Raw genomic sequence first — 19,635 nt, forward strand, 5'->3', positions numbered from 1 at the left:
AATATGCTTATTTATTAAACAAAAGCCCCTCTTTTACCTCTTTGTAAATTTTCTCGCCGCAAAGATTTTTAACCAGTTCAAGCGCAAATTCCATAGCCGTAGCGGGACCGCGAGAAGTGATGATATTACCGTCTTTTACGACATTTTGCGAGCTTATGTATCCGCTATCTTTAACTTGAGCTTCAAAGCTTGGATAGCAAGTGTAGCTCTCTTTTATCACGCCAGCTTTTGCTAAAGCCATAGGAGCCGCACAAATAGCGCCTATAAATTTGTCTTTACTATCAAATTCTTTTAAAAGCGCTTGAAGTTTAGCGCTGTTTGCTAGGTGTTCCGCTCCAGGCAAGCCTCCTGGAAGCACTATCATGTCAAACTCACTTTCGCAAATATTTTGCAGCGTAGTGTCGGCATGAACTTTTACACCATGAACTCCTGTAAGGATATCTGCATCAAGCCCTACAAATTTTGCCTGGGCTCCAGCTCTTTTTAGCACATCGATAATGGTTATCGCTTCAATCTCTTCAAAGCCGTTTGCAAGCATTACAGCGACTTTTTTCATATCTGCTCCTTTCAAGTTGTTATTTAATTATATGTTAGATTAACTGAATTTGTGTTAGAATTCAAAACTTCTTGACAAGAAAGGACAAAAATGGAAGTAAAGATTACCTATTGTAATTCTTGAAATTACAGACCGACAGCTTCTCGTGTAGAAGAAAAAATACTTTCAGAAATAAAAGGTGCTAGGGTTAGCAAAGTCGTCGGAAGTGGCGGAAACTTCATAGTTGAAGTTGATGGAAAAGTTGTATTTTCCAAAAAAGATCTAATAGGTACTAGCGTAAATGCTCTACCAAATAACGAAGAGATCGAGCTTTTAGTAGAAAGCCTAAAATCCGCTTAAATTCTAATGGTCAAGGTCAAATTTGACCTTGACTTCATCAATATATTTATAAAATTTGAACTTTAAATTTAAGCCTCAAACTAGTTTCAAAACTATTTATTGGCCCTCTCGATATACTCGCCTCTAACGGTATCTACGCGGATAACTTCACCCTCAAGCACATGAAAAGGTATTTGAACAACTGCACCGCTTTCAAGCGTAGCAGGCTTTTTCCCACCTTGTGTGTCGCCTTTAAAGTTTGGTGGAGTCTCTACTATCTTTAGCTCAACTACTTGAGGTACTTCTACGCCGATAGCTTTACCGTTGTGAAAAAGTATATCAACCATCATACCGTCTATCATCCATTTTTTCACATCACCCACATCATCATCAGCAATTGCTACTTGCTCGTAAGTTACCGTGTCCATGAATTGGCAATACTCACCGTCATCGTAAAGATACTGCATCTGTTTTTCTTCCAAATTTGGCTGATCGGCTTTATCACCCGCATGAAATGTCTTTTCTAGTACTTTGCCGTCGATAAATGACTTAATCTTAGCTCTTACGAAAGCTGCTCCTTTGCCTGGTTTTACATGTTGGTATTCAACCACTTTGTAAGGAATGCCTTCTAATTCTATTTTTAGACCCTTTTTTAGATCACCCATTGAATATGTTGCCATATATTCTCCTTATTAAATAATCGCCGATTATATCAAAATTACAATTATAGATTTATTATTTTAAAAATTGCAGGACCCAAAGCATATAGATTAGCTTTAATTTTCACCGAATTTAAAAGTACCTTTTTTCTTTTCACTTCCATCTGATTGGGAATATATATCTCTCATAAGCTGTTCGCTTACGCTTGGATTATCTTCTTTTATCTTTTGAAATTTTTTCTTTTCACTTAAAATTTTCTCAAAACTCTTAGTGCTTCGTCTCTGCGCCTCACTCTCGCATCCTAAAATAAAAAACAAAGTCAAAAAAAAGATAGAAAGTCTTAAATAATTCATATAAATTTCATTGCTCCAAAATATATTTTAAGCCTCTTAAAGAGGCTTAAAGCTTATAGTAATGCGTATTTCGCCCAAACGCAAACATCAAGATTATTTAGCTTGCTAAGAGTCTCTTTTGATATTTTCTCATCAACAAGAACAACAGCAAGTGCAAATCCATGCTGATCACGTCCAAGTCTAAAGTCTGCAATATTGATCTTTTCATCAGCTAAAATCGAACTAATTTTTGCAATTACACCAGGAACATCAGAGTTTTTAAATATTATCATTTTACCTTTTGGCTTAAAGTCAGTTTTAAATCCATTGATACCAACTATACGTTGATCTGACTCATCAAATACAGTTCCGCTTACTGATGTTATACCACTATCTGTAGTAACTTTTACAGTTATTTTATTTTTATATCCACTTTCAGGCACGCAAACAGCATCTGTTAAAATGCCTTTTTCATCCGCCAAAAATTTAGCATTTACATAGTTAATGCCGTCTCCCAAGCTCTCTTTTAAAACACCCACAAGGGCAAATGTAAGCATAGATTTTATATAGTTTCCTATATATCCTTCAGCTTCAACTTTGATAGCTTTTACAGGTGCTTGAGTCATTTGTGCCACCAAGAACGACATTTTAGATATAAGATCTATGTATGGCTCCACAAATGGAGGTAAATCTTCTGTCTTAATAGGTAAATTTAGAGCATTTGGATAGCTTATACCACGAGCCGCACTGATAGCTTGTTCTGCTGCTGCGATAGCGATATTGCTTTGAGATTCAAGAGTATTGGCGCCAAGATGAGGAGTAACACTAACATTATCAAGGTCAAGCAGAGGATGGTTTGTCGCGGGCTCTTTTGAAAATACATCAATGCCAGCAAAGGCTACCTTGCCACTTTTTAAGGCTTTTTCAAGAGCCTCTTCGTTATAAAGCCCACCACGTGCACAGTTTATCAAACGAACTCCATCTTTCATCTTTAAAATTTCATGTTCGCCTATTATATTAGTAGTCTCTTGCGTTTTTGGTGTATGAATTGTTATAAAGTCGCAAGCCAAAATATCATCAAAATTTCTAGTATAGGTTCCGCCCATATCCGTTACTTTAGATGGATCTATATATGGATCATAGGCTATTATTTGCATACCAAATGCCGCGGCTCTAGTGGCAACCCTTGAACCTATATTTCCAAAACCTATAACTCCTAAAGTTTTATTAAAAAGCTCGACTCCGTACCATTTTTCGCGCTTCCATATTCTATCTACTTTTAAAGCATTATGAGCATAAGGAAAACTTCTAGCAGCCGCCAACATATGAGCCATAGTTAATTCAACAGCTGCAATTGTATTTGCCGTAGGCACGTTCATAGCGATAATTCCTCGCTTAGAGCATCCATCTATGTCAACGTTATCCACACCTACGCCTGCTCTAACAAGGGCTTTTAAATTTTTAGCCGCATTTAAAAACTTCTCGTCTACTTCTGTAGAGCTCCTAGTTATCGCAACATCCGCTTCGCCTATAATTTCCAAAAGCTTATCTTTTGGCACAGAAGTAGCATCAACTACTTTTATATTTTCTTCGCGGTTTAAAATTTCAAAACCAACCTGATGAATCGCATCACATACAATTATTGTTTTCACAGCTTAACCTCCATAATTTGCGAGTGTATATCATACGTTTTAAGATCATGTATAACACGGTTTAATATACTAACATCTTGCGTATTGATATAGATTAGATTTTTAGAATTTTCTTTTATTACACTAAAATCAACAGAGATATTTTTAAGAGTTTGGCTTAGGCAAAACATAGAATATATATCATTTTTATCTATTATTAGTTGATAAACTATTTTATCAATATTATCTTTTTCGCTATTTTTAAACTCTATGAATATCTCATTTGCAGCTAAAATATACTCTTTGGGAGTCAAATTTGCAAGTTTATTAACCCATGAAGCTCCATTTTTGCTTCCGTTTGACTCAACTTCTTTTATAGTATCTTGCTTTTGTGGTATTCCTTGGGCTAAATTTGCGTTTGCATATCTCCACAGAAAAAATCCGCAGAGAGATACAAACGCCAGCAAGCAAACAATCACAGAAGCAAGCAGATGTCGTTTCATTTAATTTCTATAAATTAAGACAGCTGCTCTTTTATAATATCGCCTAATGTAACCTTATCGTTACTATTTATTTCATTTAAAACTTCACGCTCTTTTTGTTTAGCTAAACGTCTTATACTTAGGCGAATTCTGTTCTTTTTCTCATCTATAAAAGCTATTGCGGCCTCGATATTATCATTGATATTTAGATCCTCGGCTTTTACATTTCCCATATCCTCTTTGCGGATTAAGGCATCAACGTTGTCACCAAGCTCTACAAATATACCAAACTCTTTAATATCGCGAATTTTACCAGTTACTATATCGCCCACATTGTATTTTTTAGCATAGGCTTGAACAGGGCTTTGTTTTAAATCTTTTAGACTTAAAGATATCTTTTGTTCACCATTATCTATCTTTATAATCTTTACTTCAACTTCGTCGCCTATTTTAAACATATCTTTGCACTTATCGTTTCTATCCCAAGAAGCATCTTCATTGTGCAATAATCCTTCTACACCACCAATTTTAATAAAAGCGCCAAAATTAGTAACTGTAGTAACAGCTCCTTTTACAACGTCACCTTCTTTAAATTTAGAGTTAAACTCGTCAAATGGTTTTGGAAGCAGATTTTTAAGACTAACTCTTAAACGACGATCGTTAGCGTCTATCTCTATTACCTCTACATCAAGCTCTTCGCCTTCGCTTATATGATCTTTAGGATTTTTTATATTTTTATCCCAAGAAATTTCAGATATGTGCAAAAATCCTTCTATATCATTTCCAAGATCTACAAAAGCGCCATAAGGCTCAATATTGCTAACTATTACTTTTATAGTATCACCAACTTCTAAACTATCTTTAATCTCATCCCAAGGATCCGGCATAGCAGCTTTTATAGATAGCGAAAGATGCTTTTTCTCGTTGTCATATTTGATAACCTTAACTAAAACCTTATCCCCCTCTTTATAAAGAGAACCAGGATTTACAGGCCCTTTATAGCTAATTTCACTATAGTGAACAAGCCCATCTACTCCGCCTACATCTACAAACATTCCATAAGTTGTGATCTTCTTGACAGTTCCTTCGATAGCGTCTTCATTCGAGATTATTGATGAGATAGCCTCTTTTTTCTTTTTGCGATCTTCATCTAGTAGTCTTTTTCTAGAAACAACTATACTTTGTTCCTCTTTATCAACTTTGATAACTTTAACTTTATAAGTTTTACCCATCACAGAATTTGAATCTTTAAATCCGCTTTGAGATTTTGGTAAGAAAAACTCGATTCCATAGCTATTTTGAGCAACAAAACCACCTTTATTTTTACCTATTATTTTAACATCAAATACATCTTGATTATCTTCATTGTAAGAATCGATATAGGACTTAACCTTCTCTTTTCTTAAGGCTTTTTTATGAGAAACTATTGGTCTTCCACCACGAGATCCGGTTATAACAACCTTGATAGTATCATTGATATTAAATTTTAAATTTCCGTTTTCATCACTAATCTCGGATATATTTAAAATACCTTCCGATTTTTTACCTACATTAACGAAAACCTCATCACCTTTGATATCGACGATAGTACCGTCGCTATCCTCTTCAGTCTTTTTAAAAGACTCCTCCAACATCGCCGCAAAGTCTTCTTCTTCTATAAATTCATCCTTTGCTTTATTGATTTGAACATTTTTGTTCACCGCAGCCATCGTGATCCTTTTGAGTATATTTTGCTTGCACTATTTTTAGTTACAATTAGCTAGATTATACTTAAAAATAACTTATTTGTAGATTAACTTGCGAGAATTTGGGACTACGATAGATAACTGCTGAGTAATTTTAAACTAAATTTTATAATTTTAAGATTATTTAATTTAATATAATATATCTGTTAATTTTTAAAATCTTCTATCTTTTTTACAACATTTTGTATGATCCAATCAGGTGTGCTAGCTCCTGCGCTTACTCCGCAATGATTTTTGCCCTTAAACCACTCCTCATTGAGCTCACTCTCATTTTCTATAAGATAGCTATCGCTACAAAAATTTTTAGATATCAGGTATAACTGCTTTGTATTGGATGAATTTTTACCACCTATGATTATCATCACATCAGCTCTTTCGGCAAGCTCTTTAACAGCCTCTTGATTTTCCAAAGTGGCATTACAAATAGTATTAAAGACTCTAACCTCTTTTGTTTTAAGCATTAAGTAATTTACTATTTGCATAAATTTCTCAACCTTGCGCGTAGTCTGGCTCACTACAGCAACCTTTTGAGAAAGCTTTATGTTATCTAGCTCGCTCTCATCTAAAACAACATAAACCTTTCCTTCTGCATAAGATTTTACACCTTTTACCTCGGGATGATTTTCATCCCCAAAAATGACTATATCATACCCCTCTTTGCTCATTTTTTCGCAAATTTGCTGTGGTTTGGTCACAAACGGACATGTCGCGTCAATAATTTTAATATCGCTATTTTTTAGTTTAGACAGATCGTTTTTAGTAATGCCGTGAGTGCGTATAATTGCCTTTTTTTCCTCGGTTATCTCGCTTATTCCCTCTAAGGTTTTAACGTTAAAATTTATCTTTAATCTATTAATCTCTTCATTATTATGAATAAGGGGTCCTATAGTAGCGGCATCTTTTGCATTTTCAGCGATTTTTATCGCACGCTTTACTCCAAAACAAAATCCATAACTACTTGCAAGCTCAATCTTCAACGCTAGCTCCAAGCTCTCTTAATATAGAGCCGAATTTCGGAAAAGAGGTAGATATAAATTCGCTCTTTTCGATAACCATTCCGCATTTAAGACCCAAAATAGCAAAGCTCATAGCTATACGATGATCGCCGTGGCTATCTATGATCGCACTATTTGCCTGCGCACCTTTGACGCTAAAACCGTCTTCAAATTCACTTACTTCAAGCCCGCACTTCCTAAGCCCTTCAACCATAACGGCGATTCTGTCGCTCTCTTTTACTCTAAGCTCTTTTGCGTTTCTTATTACGCTTACTCCGATTGCATTTGCAAAAGCTATGGCGAGAGCCGGCACTTCATCAATCAGCCAAGAGATATTTTCGCTTACTTCAACGGCTTTAAGAGGAGCGTATTTTATCTCGATTTCGCCTATGCTCTCGTATTCGCTACTAGTCTCTTTAAATTTTATATCGGCACCCATTTTTTCAAGCACCCTGTAGGCCTCTATGCGTGTTTTATTTAAAAGCATATTTTTAAGCACCAAGTGTGAATTTGGGATGATTGCGGCCGCAACCGCAAAGAAAAATGCAGAGCTTGGATCGTTTGGCACAAAAATTTCAAGAGGCTTAAGAGGCACTTGCATAGGAGTTACTTTAACTTCAAGATTATTTCTTACAAGCTCCGCCCCCATACCTCTTAGCATTCTTTCTGTATGATCACGGCTTAATTCAGGCTCACTTATTACACATCCATTTGATTTAAGTCCTGCTAAAATAAGCGCCGATTTAACCTGAGCGGAAGCGATTTTACTCTCAAATTTAAAATACTCAAGTTTGCCTCCTCGGATACAAAGAGGAGCCATATCTCCATTATTCACACCATCTATCTTGGCTCCTACGCTTATTAATGGCTTTCCTACTCTTGCCATAGGACGGCGATTTAGATACTGATCTCCGCTTAGTACAAAAAATCCGTCAGTCGCGGCCAAAAATCCCATAAGAAGCCTCATTGCGGTTCCAGAATTCCCACACTCAAGCACAGAGTGCGGCTCCTGCAATTTTTGAGGTGGAATTATAGTCATAATTCCGTTTTCTTCTGATACTTTGGCACCTAAAAGTTTAACTATATTTAAAGTATTTAATGTATCTTCAGCCTTTAGATAGTTTCTTATCGATGACGGCTTGTCGCTTAGTAGCGAAAATATAGCACATCTATGAGATATCGATTTATCCGCTGCTATAACTTCTAATTTCGCTTCAATCCTATTTTTTAAAGCAAAAATTTTCATCTCACTCCGATATTTAAATTTTTCTTTAAACTGTCTAAAATTTTATCCATTATCAGCGCTATCTCTTCATCTTCAAGAGTTTTTTCTATATCTTGGAAAATAAATTTCACAGTCAAACTAGAATTTGAACCTAAATTTTTATCTCTATATATATCAACAGGTAAAAATTCCTTCAAGCATCCTATTTTAAGAGCATTAATACACTCTTTTATAACTTCAAATTTCATATCATCAGGTACAATCAAGCTCAAATCTCTGCTTATTGCCGGGAATTTAGAGTAGGCCTTTACAGCAACGCTACTAAATTTAAGCTTACCAAAATCAACTTCGCAAAGATAGGTTTTAGGTAGATCAAATCTATTCTCAACAACTACATTAGCTCTACCTATATAGCCTACTTTAACACCATTTCGATAAATTTCAGCCTGCTCAAATTCGCTTAGATAATTTATATCTTTACTAGGTTTTAGTTCAAATTCTCCAATCGCATTCCTAACTGCAGAGGCAAAGCTTAAAAAGCCTATTTCAGAAGGCTTGGCTGAATTTAGTAAACTTGGCTCCTTCACAAGTCCGGTAGCTACAAACCCGAATCTCTCGCTTTGGTTTCCATTCTCATCAAAAACACTTCCGAATTCAAAAATTTTGACTGATTTTTTTGAATTTTTAATATTTCTTTCTGCAGATTTTAAAAGATGGTTTACAAGAGTCGGACGAAGAGTGTTAAGCTCATTATTTATAGGATTTGCGATCTCTACTTTACAAGGTTTAAAGCCAAGCTCATTTAGCTCATTCAAATCATCAAATACATAATGAACAGACTCAAAAAAGCCGCTACTAGCCGCTTTGCGTCTTAAATTTAACGCATTTTTATAATCTACAAAAGTATCGTTGATACGATTTTGTTCGCTAAATTTTAAAGGTTTTGAAGCAATATTATCAATACCTATGATTCTAACGATCTCTTCGCATACATCTTGAGCGTTTATGATATCGTGGCGAAAATGAGGAACTTTGACATTCGCACTATCTTTTTCTACATTGAAATTTACCTCAAATCCAAGCTTTTTAAGGATTTTGACGACATCATTTTTCAAAACCTCTTGCCCTATCATCCTATTCATTTCGCTCATAGTAAAGCTAACTACTCGTGGCTCTTTTTGCAAAATACTCTGTTGAGAGCCTGCATATATCAAAGCGCTCTTTGATCCTGCAAGCATTTTAAAGAGATAATCTGCTCCAAAATTTATGTTAGGTTCGCTCCCTCTTAAGGTTCTATAAACATAATCGCAGCGCGGCATTTTTTTATCTTCGTATATCGTAGTAGCAATTATTTCAGGATTTGTGTAGCTTGCCTCTATAACGATAATTTTACTGTTATCATCTATTTTAGCCACATCACTTTGATAAATTCCAGCTACTCCTAAATTTTCGCCGCCTACCATAATCTTGCTTGCAGAGTGTGCGTCCTTATCTATATCAAAAACAACTCTCCCGTCATCTTTTTTAAGCTTGTCATAATCATATGCGTTAAATATGACTCCTATAGAGTAAGTAACGTATTCTAGTAATCTTTCTACGCAGTTTTGCTTGCTACACTCAATGATTGCCAAACGCATCTTCATAAGCAAATTTTCGCTAAATTTCTCTTTTAGTTCAAAAGCCCTATACTGAAAACTACTTTGTATATTCTCTTCTGTGCGAAGAGTCAAAATTCTGCCAATTCCTAGTAAATTTTCAGCCTCTTCATACCTGCTTACATCTCTTAATGGCAAATCAAGAGCAGCCGATAGATCTCTAGCTAGACCATAAACACTAAGACAATCACCTCTATTTGGCGTAAGATCAATCTCTATAATATCATCATTTACCAAAGGGTATTCACAAAGTTCTCGCCCAAGCTTTAGCTCGCCTATACTCTCATCAAGAGGCAAAATTCCATCATTTACCTTAACTAAGCCTAGCTCTGTAGAAGAGCAGATCATACCACTTGACTCAACTCCTCGAAGTTTGGTCTTTTTTATTTCAAGTCCACTTGGCATAACGGCACCAATTAGGGCCACCGGTACAAATTGTCCGGCTTCGACATTTTTAGCTCCACAAACTATCTGTAATGTTTCGCTTCCTACGTCAACCTGACACACGCTTAACTTATCGGCATCAGGATGCTTATCCTTGCTTTTTACATATCCGACCACTATGTTTTTAGGGATTCTTACTGAATTAAAGCTATCAACTTCAAGACCGATAGAATTTAAAGTCTTTAAAATCCTCTCGCTATCCACATTTGCTATATCCACCCACTCATTTAACCATTTTTTTGAAATTATCATTTAAACTGCTCCAATAATCTTAAATCTCCCTCAAAAAGTGAACGCAAATCAGGAATTTGATGAAGTAACATAGCAAATCTCTCAACTCCAAGCCCAAAAGCATATCCGCTTACATTTTTGTAGCCAACCGCCTTAAATACATTTGGATCCACAACACCGCATCCAAGAACTTCAAGCCAGCCCGTCTGCTTGCAAACTCTACATCCACAGCCTTTGCAAAACATGCAGCTTATATCAACTTCAGCCGATGGCTCTGTAAACGGAAAGAAGCTTGGACGAAAGCGTACCTGAACATCACCAAACATATGTTTTAAGAAATTTTCTAAGATACTCTTTAAATTTGCAAAACTCACTACACCTTCATCCTCTACAACAAGCCCTTCGACTTGATGAAACATAGGAGTATGCGTTAAGTCCATATCGCGGCGAAAGACTGCGCCTGGTGCTATCATTCGAATAGGAGGCTTCGTGCTCATCATAGTTCTAACCTGCACAGGACTTGTGTGCGTGCGAAGTAGTCTAAAATCCTTAAAATAAAACGTATCTTGCATATCGCGGGCAGGATGATACTTGGGTAAATTTAGCGCTTCGAAGTTATGAAAGTCATCCTCTATAAGCGGGCCTCGCTCTAGCGAGAAATTTTGCATCATAAAATACTCAATTATCTTATCCATTGTAGCCATTACAGGATGAAGTGCGCCGGTACCACTTGGCTCGTTAAATAGCGTAATGTCAATGGCTTCAGCCTTCATTTTGGCTTTTATCTCGCCACTTTCAAGCTCTGTTTTTTTAGCTACCAAAAGAGCTTCAAATTCATCACGCATTTTATTTAAATTTGCAGCAAAAGCCTTCTTCTCATCTTCGTCCATATTTTTCAGTTTAGCGAATTCAGAAGTTATGATGCCTTTTTTGCCCAGCAAATCTACGCGAATTTTGTCAAGATCGGCTAAATTCTCGCACTTGCTTATATTTTCTCTATACTCTTGCAATTTCTTACCTTGTATTAAATTTTGCTCTGATTGTAGTCAATTTTAAATAAAATATCTATAAAAAGTCCTAGCACTCTATAAAATTTAACTTTGTCTTGTTATAATTTTCAAAATTTTAAACAGGAGAAAAACATGACAATTTTTGAAAAGATAGTAGCAGGCGAAATCCCTTGCAATAAGGTTCTTGAAAACGATAAATTTCTAGCTTTTAACGACATCAATCCAAAAGCGCCTATCCATATCCTAATCATCCCTAAAAAGCACTTTAAAAATTTCCAAGAGATGGACGCTACGCTCATGGGCGAGATGACAAAATTTATCCAAGAGGTTGCAACTCTAATGGGGCTTGATAAGAGCGGTTACCGCCTCATCACAAACAACGGTGAAAACGGCGGTCAAGAGGTTATGCACCTGCATTTTCACATGCTTGGCGGTGCAAAACTTAACTGGACTGACGCCGCTACCGATCCGCAATCAACTTTTTAATTATATTTTAAAGGCGAGCCACACTGTCATGCTCGCCTACTTGTTTTAAACTCTATCTTAAATCTTTAAGCCACTCGTTAAGCGAATTTATCTGCTTTTGTACGCTTAAATTTGACGTACCACCAAGCGAAGTTCTAGCCTCTTTTGAAGCGTGCAGATCCAAAAATTTAACCGCATTTTCATCTAAATTTTCATCCACTTCTTTTAGCTGCTTAGCGCTAAGTTCGCTTAGATCAATGCCTAAATTTTCAGCCTTTGCCACGGCTTTGCCAGTGATAAAGTGAGCGGTTCTAAATGGCACATTTTTTTCACGCACTAAAAAATCAGCCAGATCGGTTGCGCTTAAATGCCCTTTTTTAGTCGCTTCAAGCATATTTTTTTCGTTAAATTTCGCCTCTTTCATCATCTCATTTAGGATATGAACCGAAGTAAGCGCGGTGTGAACGCTATCAAAGACACCTTCCTTATCCTCTTGCATGTCTTTATTATAAGCTAGTGGCAGACCTTTCATGGTGGTTAGAAGCGCTATCAAATTTCCATTTACGCGCCCGGTCTTTCCGCGGATAAGCTCGGCTACATCGGGATTTTTCTTCTGAGGCATGATCGAGCTTCCAGTCGAATACGTATCGCTAATCGTAACAAACCCAAATTCTTGCGAACTCCAAAGTATCAGCTCCTCACAAAGCCTTGAAGCATGCGTCATAAGCACGCTTATGTTAAATAAAATTTCAAGTGCGAAGTCGCGGTCGCTAACACTATCCATCGCATTTTGCGTAACACCGTTAAATTTAAGCTCGCGTGCCACAAGCTCTCTATCTATAGGATGAGGCGTGCCTGCAAGTGCGGCAGAGCCAAGCGGACAGAGGTTGTTTCGCCCATATGAGCTTGAAAATCGCTCATGATCACGCTTAAACATAAAAGCATATGCAAGCAGATGATAAGCAAGGCTTACCGGCTGAGCGTGCTGAAGGTGCGTAAAACCAGGCATTAGCGTATCAAGATGCTTGCTTGCAAGAGAGTTTAAAGTAGAGATGAGAGAGTAAATTTGATTCATGATTTCAAGCGAACTGCGCTGTACATAAAGGCGAAAATCAAGTGCGACTTGATCGTTTCTGCTGCGCGCCGTATGAAGCCTACCGCCAAGCTCGCTTCCGATGATCTCGCTTAGGCGCTTTTCCACGCTCATATGGATATCTTCATCTTCAATTTTAAACTCAAATTTTTTATATTCTATCTCGCCTAAAACTATATCAAGCCCCTTGATTATAGCTTCGGCTTCATCAGGCTTTAAAATCCCGCAAGCTCCAAGCATTTTAGCATGAGCCTTACTACCTGCAATATCTTCGCGATACAGGTTCTTATCAAAGCCGATAGAGGCGTTAAACTCCTCAAGAAGCTTTGAACTAGCCTCACTAAACCTTCCCGACCACATCTTTTTCATAATCTATCTCCTTTGTTTTATACCTATTATTATAAACACGACCATCACGCCAAAGATCATAAAAGCTGATTTTATCATATGCTCTCTACGCTCTTTCTGCGCTTTTGGCGAACTTGCGCTAAGCCTAACTTTAACCTTATCTCCACCGCTCGTCTTTATCGTAAGTATATCGCCTTCCATACCACTTAACTTTACGCTTAGAGTGTTTGTTCCGCTTTGCTTAACTTCGGAATTTAAAAGCGCAGACGAGTTATAAGAGTAGCTCGTAAGCAGATCATTACAATCCTTTGGGCGAAAGAAAATTTCATATATCATATCTGGCTTTACACTTAGCACATAGCCATCGCTTGCTTCAAAGTAAGGATATTTAAGCGTTTTGGTCTTAAAATTCCATTTTATCTGCTTAGATTCACCCTCCTCGGTATAGCTAAAAACTGCCGTGTAATCGGTGTTAAAGCTAAATACCTCTCTTGAAAACGCCGCAAACTGATGAGATGAAAATTTGCGGTTTATATCGCTTTTTTGATCTAAAATTTTTAAATTTCTAAGCTTTTCTTCGCCTTTATAAATCTCAAAATTTACAAATTTTATATCTTTTAAACTCTCGTTAAACTCTATGCTGACAGGGTTTGCAGTGATCTTGCACTCAGGAAATGGATCAGGAATTTCTCCGCTAAAATATGGCATCACAGGCACTTTATCGGGAAATTTTACATGCTGCTTTGTTGATTTTAAAAACCCCTCAAGCCTACTGTCTTTAACCTTTATGTCTTTATTTGCGCAGGCGTTTGTGTAAAATTTACCTGAGCCGTTATCACTCACGCCTCTTTTGCAAAAGTTATTAAGTCCTGAGTTGCCCATCAAAAAGACATAAGCGCTAAATTTATCGCCTCTTGCCGCATCAAAACCTACTTCATTTACGCTTAAATTTAAAAATGCAAATCGATGATAAATCGCCGAAAAAAGCCCGTCTATAGAAGTTATAAAATCACTCTTGTAAGCTATATTTTCAAGCACGTGCATAGAGCTATAGCCTGCAGTTTTGGCTCTTTCGTTAGGTGTTGAGCCTGTAAATTTAGCAAGACCAGAGCTTTCATCATGTCCCATATGATTGTGAGCTACGCTGTATTCAGCATGATTTTTAGAAGCCAGACTTAAATTTTCGTTGAATTTAAGCGCAAACAGTCCCGAACCTCTGCGATAATCATTTAAATAGCTAAGCGCATCGCTATCTATTATGTAAGAAATTTGAGGCTGGCTTGCCTCTTTGAGTCTTGCGGGATCGTAGCTACTTTTGTAGTCGCACCCCGCAAGAAAAATAAACCCGAAAGCAATCAGCCCAAATTTAAGCTTTAGGGCCTGCTTTTGCGTATTCAACGCCCTCTTTCACATCTTCGTATCTTTTAAAATTCTCTTCAAACATCTTAGCTAGCTTATCTCTCATCGCGATATACTCGCTTGAATCAGCCCATGTATTTATAGGGTTTAAAAGCTTGGTTTCAACCCCGCTTAGGCTCTTTGGAATAGCTAGATTAAATTTCTCAAAATTTTCAAACTCACACTCCCTGATGCTTCCGTCAAGTATGGCGTTTATGCAAGCGCGAGTTGCTTTTATACTCATTCTTTTGCCGACCCCGTAAGCGCCGCCGCTCCAGCCGGTATTTACAAGATATACATTTACGTTGTGCTTATCTATTTTTTCACCTAAAAGCTTAGCATATACGGTTGGATGAAGCGGCATAAAAGGCTCTCCAAAGCAAGCGGAAAATGTCGCTACAGGCTCGGTTATACCGCGCTCGGTTCCAGCAACTTTAGCCGTATATCCGCTTAAGAAATAATACATCGCCTGCTCTTTTGTAAGCTTTGCAACAGGAGGAAGCACGCCAAACGCATCCGCCGTTAAAAATATAATATTTTGCGGATGTCCGGCACTTAGGCTTGGCTCGTGATTTTCAATATGCTCGATCGGATAGCTTACGCGCGTATTTTCAGTCTTGCTTCCGTCTTTATAATCAACCACTCCGTTTGCATCCGCCACGACGTTTTCAAGTAGTGCGTTGCGCTTAATAGCTGCATAAATTTCAGGCTCGCTCTCAGGATCAAGGTTTATACATTTTGCATAGCATCCGCCTTCAAAGTTAAACACGCCGTCATCGTCCCAGCCGTGCTCATCATCGCCTATTAGCTTTCTTTTTGGATCTGTTGAAAGAGTGGTTTTGCCCGTTCCGCTAAGACCGAAGAAAAGCGCCGTATCGCCTTCTTTGCCTACATTCGCAGAGCAGTGCATACTTAGCTTGCCTTCAAGCGGAAGCCAGTAGTTCATCATAGAAAAAATACCTTTTTTCATCTCTCCGCCATACCATGTTCCGCCTATAACGGCAACGTTTTCTTCTACGTTGAAGATAACGAAAACTTCTGAATTTAGTCCGTCTTCTTTGTAGTTTTCGTTTGAGCATTTGCAAGCGTTATAAACTACAAAATCAGGCTTAAATTTAGCTAGCTCGACCTCGTTTGGTCTTATGAACATATTTTTTACGAAATGCGCTTGCCAAGCAACCTCAGTTACAAATCTAACTGATTTTTTACTCTTATCGCTTGAACCACAAAACGCGTCTTGCACGTAAATTTCCTTACCGCTTAGCTGCTCTTTGGCTTTTTTTAAAAGCTTGTCAAAAAGCTCTTTTGATATCGGTTTATTTACTTTGCCCCAAGCGATGTATTTGCCGCTTGGATCTTGCTTTACGAAATACTTATCTTTAGGGCTTCTTCCGGTAAAAATTCCCGTATCAACCATAAAGGTTCCGTTGCTACTTACCTTGCCTTCGTTATTTTTCTTCTCGTGCTCGAAAAGCTCGTCGTAGCTTAGGTTATAATAGACGTTTTTAACATTCTTCAAGCCTAGTTTTTCAATCTCATTTACCATTGTTTTTCCTTTTTAAATTTTATCGTTGATTTTAGCTCAAATTTCTAGCAAAATATCAGCCAAAACCACCTAAATCCTTGCCAAAATTTGTCCGTTCTTTATCGTTTGCCCAACCTCCACTTCGATTGAATTTACTACGCCGTCCTTTGGAGCTACTACCTCTATCTCCATTTTCATGGCCTCTAGGATAAACATCTTTTGACCCTTTGTCACCTTTTCACCGACTTTAACTAAAATTTTAAAGACATTTCCAGGTAGCGTGCTTAACACCGCTTCGCCGCTGCCGTTTTCGTTTGTAGACTTTTTTCCCGTAGGTGAAATTTCAGGCGGCAAAAGCATAGCATCACTTGCAGGTTTTACACTCTTAATCTCAACCGCTCCGCTTGCGCTATCGTAAATTTCAACCTCAAATTTCTTGCCGTTTACTACGACGTTATATTTTTCCTTTATTGGCTCTCTGCTCTCTTTTGCGGTGCAAATTTGCTCGCCGGCAGTTTGCGAAATTTTACGCACATTTACCTTGCCTTCGCCTTTTAAGAATGCAATTCCCTTTTCTTTACAGGCTGCTGCGATAAATATGTTTTCTTCGCTTACCTCAATACCCTCTTTTTCAAGAAGCTCTTTTGTGAATTTTACCGACTTTGTCTCGTCACGATCAGCTATGTCTATGGCGTTTTCTTTAGTAGGCTTAAGTCCCAGCTGCTCGCTTGCAAGTTTTACAACCTCTTTATCAGGCTTTGATGGAGTCTTGCCGAAGTATCCAAGCACCATTTTGCCGTATCCGTCGGCGATTTTCTTCCATTTGCCAAAGAGTACGTTATTAAAAGCTTGTTGAAAATAAAACTGGCTCACAGGAGTTACAGATGTGCCATAACCGCCCTTTTCTACGACTTCGCGCATAGCGTCGATCACATCAGGAAATTTATCTAAGATATTATTATCTCTCATCATTTGAGTATTTGCAGTTAGTGCGCCGCCCGGCATAGGAGAAAACGGTATCAGCGGGCTTACTTCGGTCGCTTCTGGCGGGATGAAGTAGTCTTTTAGGCACTCTTTTAGCACTCTTTCGTATTTTAGCACTCTCTCCACATCAAGTCCGCCAAGGTCAAATTCTTTACACTTTAAAGCGTGCAGCATAGTAAGTATATCAGGCTGGCTTGTGCCCCCACTTACAGGACTTGCAGCTAGATCTATACCGTCGGCTCCCGCTTCAAGCGCGGCTAGATAGCACGCCACGCTAACGCCTGCGGTTTCGTGAGTGTGAAGTCTGATGTGAGTTTTTTCCGGAAGTAGTTTGCGAGCCATTTTGATAGTTTCATAGACTTTTTGTGGGCTGCTTGTGCCGCTTGCATCTTTAAAGCAAACGCTATGATAAGGAATGTCTGCGTCTAAAATTTCTCGTAAAATTCGCTCGTAAAACGCCACATCGTGAGCGCCCACGCATCTTGGAGGCAGATCCATCATAGTTACTACAACTTCGTGCTTAAGTCCGTGATGAACTATCCTCTCGCCTGAGTATTTTAAATTTTCCACATCGTTAAGCGCGTCAAAATTTCTAATCGTAGTCGTGCCGTGCTTTTTAAAAAGTTTAGCGTGAAGATCGACAAGTTCGCGGCTTCCCGTATCAAGAGTTACGGTATTAACACCTCTGCTTAGAGTTTGCAGGTTTGCTTCAGGTCCTACGATTTCTCTAAATTTATCCATCATAGTAAAAGCGTCTTCATTCAGATAAAAATAAAGGCTCTGAAAGCGCGCTCCGCCGCCAAATTCAAAGTGTGTGATACCGGCTTCTTTCGCTGCGCTAACCGCAGGCAAAAAGTCATCCATAAGAACTCTTGCACCAAATACGGACTGAAATCCGTCCCTAAAGGTGGTATCCATAATATCTATAAACTTCTTTGGCATAGGCTACCTTTTTCACTTTATAAATTTGGTCTTAAAATAGACTGGCAATATAAAAATATATCGCCGATAATTCTATCTTTATTTGCTTTAATTAAAAATTATAATCATACCCTCTTTATAAACTTTCGACCGATTACTTGCTAGGCTTAGTTAGCTCATATGAAAATTCTATATTCTTACTCTCACTTGGATTTAGGTAAAATTTCCAGCTTATCTCGCCTTTTTTAGATATCTCACTCTCTTTTGGATTGTTTTTGGTGGATACGCTTACACTTTCGTGCGTAGGCACAGGAAGTCTATCTATCAAAGTTACGCTCCATGCGGAATTTGAATTATTTTTAACCTCGTAATTATAGCCTTCCAAAATTTTACTCTTTGCTCCAAAAAACGACTCTTTAGTAAAATTTGTATTTTTCTCTTTTTTCACATTTATTAGATCATTCTTACCAAAGTAGACATGACTCTCACTATTTGGTTCAGCTTTAAAATTTAAAGCCTTGCCTATACTTACCCCATCTATTTTAAAAGTGGTAAGAGCATACTCTATGCTTTTTAAAGGAGTGAAATTTGCCTTTATATAAGCATTTGAGTCGGCATATCCATCTATAATGATCTCAAATTTTGCATCTAAATTCTGCTTGTCGTAAGTAAATACACTCTCCTCGTCCGACTTTAAGTTGACTTTTGAAATTTTCCATACATTAGCAAGGGTATTTTGCACATTTTGACTATCTACATCACTATTGTATGCGCGCTTAGCGCTTGACTCAAGAGGCATCATTCCACCCGCATCTTTCATCGTCTTATAAGAGACTTTTTCTGTTTCTGGTTTGCCCTCATACCAAGGATTAAATCTAGGAGGAGTCAAATTTGATGAGTAATAAAACGGATAAAGTACTATAGTTAGATTATTCATATCGATACTTAATGGATTTTTTACCACCAAATTTTGCTCTATATATATTTTTGACTTTGTAGTATCTGCTAAAATTTTATTTTGTGTGTTGATGTTAAGTTTTACAGGATATGAAATTTTCACAAACTTTGGGTCACACTCAAAGTCAAGATCGGCCTTTTTAATTTTTTTTAGATTATAAGCATTTATCTTCTTATTTAGCTCTTTAATCTCCTCTTTTAGGGATGTTTGTTCGTTTAAATTTTGCAAAACCGCATCATAAAATTTATCGCTATCTGATTTTACATTCTCGACATTTGACACCTTGATAGGATTTGTAATAGTGATAAATTTAAATTTCTCATCAAGCGCAACAAGCTTATTATTAAGCAAAGAAAGCTTTTTAACATCTGCCTCATACTGCTCGTAAATCTTATTTTTAATGAGTTCGGGCTCTTTTAAGATAATGCTTCTTAGCTCGCACGAAGCAGAGATATCAACATCGTTTGCGTTGATATTTTCCGGTAAATTTACACTAAAAGAGCTTTTTTGATTTGTAAAATTTTGATGTAAGAAGCTTTGATTTTTATATACTTCAAGCAAGCTTTCATCAGCCATTGCGCAAATCATAAGCGCTGAGGTAAGAGCAATTTCTTTCATACCAACCCCCTGTTTTAGAATTTGAGTTAATTATACTCTTA

At 37.5% G+C, this 19,635-nt stretch carries 17 protein-coding genes; 2 read left to right on the top strand and 15 right to left on the bottom strand.

What is annotated here, in order from left to right:
• Positions 1–7 precede the first annotated feature (7 nt).
• The gene (locus CDOMC_RS07185) at positions 8–556 is read right to left on the bottom strand and encodes a DJ-1 family glyoxalase III (protein WP_172128971.1); all 549 of its coding nucleotides are present in this window, start codon (positions 554–556) and stop codon (positions 8–10) included.
• Between the two features lie 90 nt (positions 557–646).
• Between CDOMC_RS07185 and CDOMC_RS10265 the strand changes: the two genes are divergently transcribed.
• Positions 647–895, top strand: a complete 249-nt coding sequence (locus CDOMC_RS10265) for a SelT/SelW/SelH family (seleno)protein (protein WP_257793000.1) — start codon at positions 647–649, stop codon at positions 893–895.
• Between the two features lie 92 nt (positions 896–987).
• Here CDOMC_RS10265 and efp read toward each other — a convergent pair whose 3' ends face one another.
• From efp to pheS, 9 genes are all read right to left on the bottom strand, one after another.
• On the bottom strand, positions 988–1,554 hold the full coding sequence (efp, locus tag CDOMC_RS07195; protein ID WP_172128972.1) for an elongation factor P: 567 nt from the start codon (positions 1,552–1,554) through the stop codon (positions 988–990).
• Positions 1,555–1,650: 96 nt separating this feature from the next.
• Positions 1,651–1,851, bottom strand: a complete 201-nt coding sequence (locus CDOMC_RS07200) for a hypothetical protein (protein ID WP_236861300.1) — start codon at positions 1,849–1,851, stop codon at positions 1,651–1,653.
• Positions 1,852–1,940: 89 nt separating this feature from the next.
• A complete protein-coding gene (gene serA / locus CDOMC_RS07205; protein WP_172128974.1) occupies positions 1,941–3,518 on the bottom strand; it encodes a phosphoglycerate dehydrogenase in 1,578 nt (525 codons plus the stop codon).
• Entirely contained in the window at positions 3,515–4,000 is a 486-nt protein-coding gene (locus CDOMC_RS07210) for a hypothetical protein (RefSeq protein ID WP_172128975.1), read from the bottom strand. The genes serA and CDOMC_RS07210 overlap by 4 nt, the downstream gene beginning before the upstream one ends.
• A gap of 14 nt (positions 4,001–4,014) precedes the next feature.
• Complete coding sequence (locus CDOMC_RS07215; protein ID WP_172128976.1) at positions 4,015–5,688, bottom strand: 30S ribosomal protein S1; 1,674 nt, start codon at positions 5,686–5,688, stop codon at positions 4,015–4,017.
• 182 nt (positions 5,689–5,870) lie between these two features.
• Positions 5,871–6,701, bottom strand: coding sequence for a 4-hydroxy-3-methylbut-2-enyl diphosphate reductase (locus CDOMC_RS07220; RefSeq protein ID WP_172128977.1), 831 nt, complete (start codon positions 6,699–6,701; stop codon positions 5,871–5,873).
• Positions 6,691–7,965 (bottom strand): 3-phosphoshikimate 1-carboxyvinyltransferase, encoded by a 1,275-nt coding sequence (aroA, locus tag CDOMC_RS07225; RefSeq protein ID WP_172128978.1) that lies wholly within the window; start codon positions 7,963–7,965, stop codon positions 6,691–6,693. The genes CDOMC_RS07220 and aroA overlap by 11 nt, the downstream gene beginning before the upstream one ends.
• Complete coding sequence (gene pheT / locus CDOMC_RS07230) at positions 7,962–10,295, bottom strand: phenylalanine--tRNA ligase subunit beta (RefSeq protein WP_172128979.1); 2,334 nt, start codon at positions 10,293–10,295, stop codon at positions 7,962–7,964. Before pheT ends, aroA begins: the two co-directional genes overlap by 4 nt.
• Entirely contained in the window at positions 10,292–11,284 is a 993-nt protein-coding gene (gene pheS / locus CDOMC_RS07235) for a phenylalanine--tRNA ligase subunit alpha (RefSeq protein ID WP_172128980.1), read from the bottom strand. The genes pheT and pheS overlap by 4 nt, the downstream gene beginning before the upstream one ends.
• A 132-nt stretch (positions 11,285–11,416) precedes the next feature.
• Here pheS and CDOMC_RS07240 point away from each other — a divergent pair, with 132 nt between their 5' ends.
• Positions 11,417–11,770, top strand: coding sequence for a histidine triad nucleotide-binding protein (locus tag CDOMC_RS07240; protein ID WP_172128981.1), 354 nt, complete (start codon positions 11,417–11,419; stop codon positions 11,768–11,770).
• Between the two features lie 52 nt (positions 11,771–11,822).
• Here CDOMC_RS07240 and argH read toward each other — a convergent pair whose 3' ends face one another.
• The 5 genes from argH to CDOMC_RS07265 all read right to left on the bottom strand — a co-directional run bounded on the left by argH (position 11,823) and on the right by CDOMC_RS07265 (position 19,594).
• Positions 11,823–13,211: an argininosuccinate lyase gene (gene argH / locus CDOMC_RS07245; RefSeq protein WP_172128982.1), complete on the bottom strand. Its 1,389-nt coding sequence runs from the start codon at positions 13,209–13,211 to the stop codon at positions 11,823–11,825.
• Positions 13,212–13,214: 3 nt separating this feature from the next.
• Positions 13,215–14,588, bottom strand: coding sequence for a CAP domain-containing protein (locus tag CDOMC_RS07250; RefSeq protein WP_172128983.1), 1,374 nt, complete (start codon positions 14,586–14,588; stop codon positions 13,215–13,217).
• Positions 14,557–16,134 carry a phosphoenolpyruvate carboxykinase (ATP) gene (gene pckA / locus CDOMC_RS07255; RefSeq protein ID WP_172128984.1) on the bottom strand — a complete coding sequence of 526 codons (1,578 nt, stop codon included), beginning with the start codon at positions 16,132–16,134 and terminating at the stop codon, positions 14,557–14,559. Before pckA ends, CDOMC_RS07250 begins: the two co-directional genes overlap by 32 nt.
• A gap of 69 nt (positions 16,135–16,203) precedes the next feature.
• Complete coding sequence (locus CDOMC_RS07260; RefSeq protein WP_172128985.1) at positions 16,204–18,039, bottom strand: biotin/lipoyl-containing protein; 1,836 nt, start codon at positions 18,037–18,039, stop codon at positions 16,204–16,206.
• A gap of 133 nt (positions 18,040–18,172) precedes the next feature.
• The gene (locus CDOMC_RS07265; RefSeq protein WP_172128986.1) at positions 18,173–19,594 is read right to left on the bottom strand and encodes a DUF4139 domain-containing protein; all 1,422 of its coding nucleotides are present in this window, start codon (positions 19,592–19,594) and stop codon (positions 18,173–18,175) included.
• Between the last annotated feature and the right edge of the window lie 41 nt (positions 19,595–19,635).

Origin of the sequence: Campylobacter sp. RM16192 (genome assembly GCF_004803855.2) — a bacterium.
In the GTDB taxonomy this organism is placed as follows: domain Bacteria; phylum Campylobacterota; class Campylobacteria; order Campylobacterales; family Campylobacteraceae; genus Campylobacter_A.

Bases quoted from the DNA above. Each gene is read 5' to 3' on its own strand.
- efp (WP_172128972.1), bottom strand. From the start codon at position 1,554: ATGGCAACATATTCAATGGGTGATCTAAAAAAGGGTCTAAAAATAGAA.
- argH (WP_172128982.1), bottom strand. From the start codon at position 13,211: ATGAAAAAGATGTGGTCGGGAAGGTTTAGTGAGGCTAGTTCAAAGCTT.
- CDOMC_RS07215 (WP_172128976.1), bottom strand. From the start codon at position 5,688: ATGGCTGCGGTGAACAAAAATGTTCAAATCAATAAAGCAAAGGATGAA.
- aroA (WP_172128978.1), bottom strand. From the start codon at position 7,965: ATGAAAATTTTTGCTTTAAAAAATAGGATTGAAGCGAAATTAGAAGTT.
- CDOMC_RS07265 (WP_172128986.1), bottom strand. From the start codon at position 19,594: ATGAAAGAAATTGCTCTTACCTCAGCGCTTATGATTTGCGCAATGGCT.
- CDOMC_RS07185 (WP_172128971.1), bottom strand. From the start codon at position 556: ATGAAAAAAGTCGCTGTAATGCTTGCAAACGGCTTTGAAGAGATTGAA.
- pheT (WP_172128979.1), bottom strand. From the start codon at position 10,295: ATGATAATTTCAAAAAAATGGTTAAATGAGTGGGTGGATATAGCAAAT.
- pckA (WP_172128984.1), bottom strand. From the start codon at position 16,134: ATGGTAAATGAGATTGAAAAACTAGGCTTGAAGAATGTTAAAAACGTC.
- CDOMC_RS07210 (WP_172128975.1), bottom strand. From the start codon at position 4,000: ATGAAACGACATCTGCTTGCTTCTGTGATTGTTTGCTTGCTGGCGTTT.
- CDOMC_RS07240 (WP_172128981.1), top strand. From the start codon at position 11,417: ATGACAATTTTTGAAAAGATAGTAGCAGGCGAAATCCCTTGCAATAAG.
- CDOMC_RS07260 (WP_172128985.1), bottom strand. From the start codon at position 18,039: ATGCCAAAGAAGTTTATAGATATTATGGATACCACCTTTAGGGACGGA.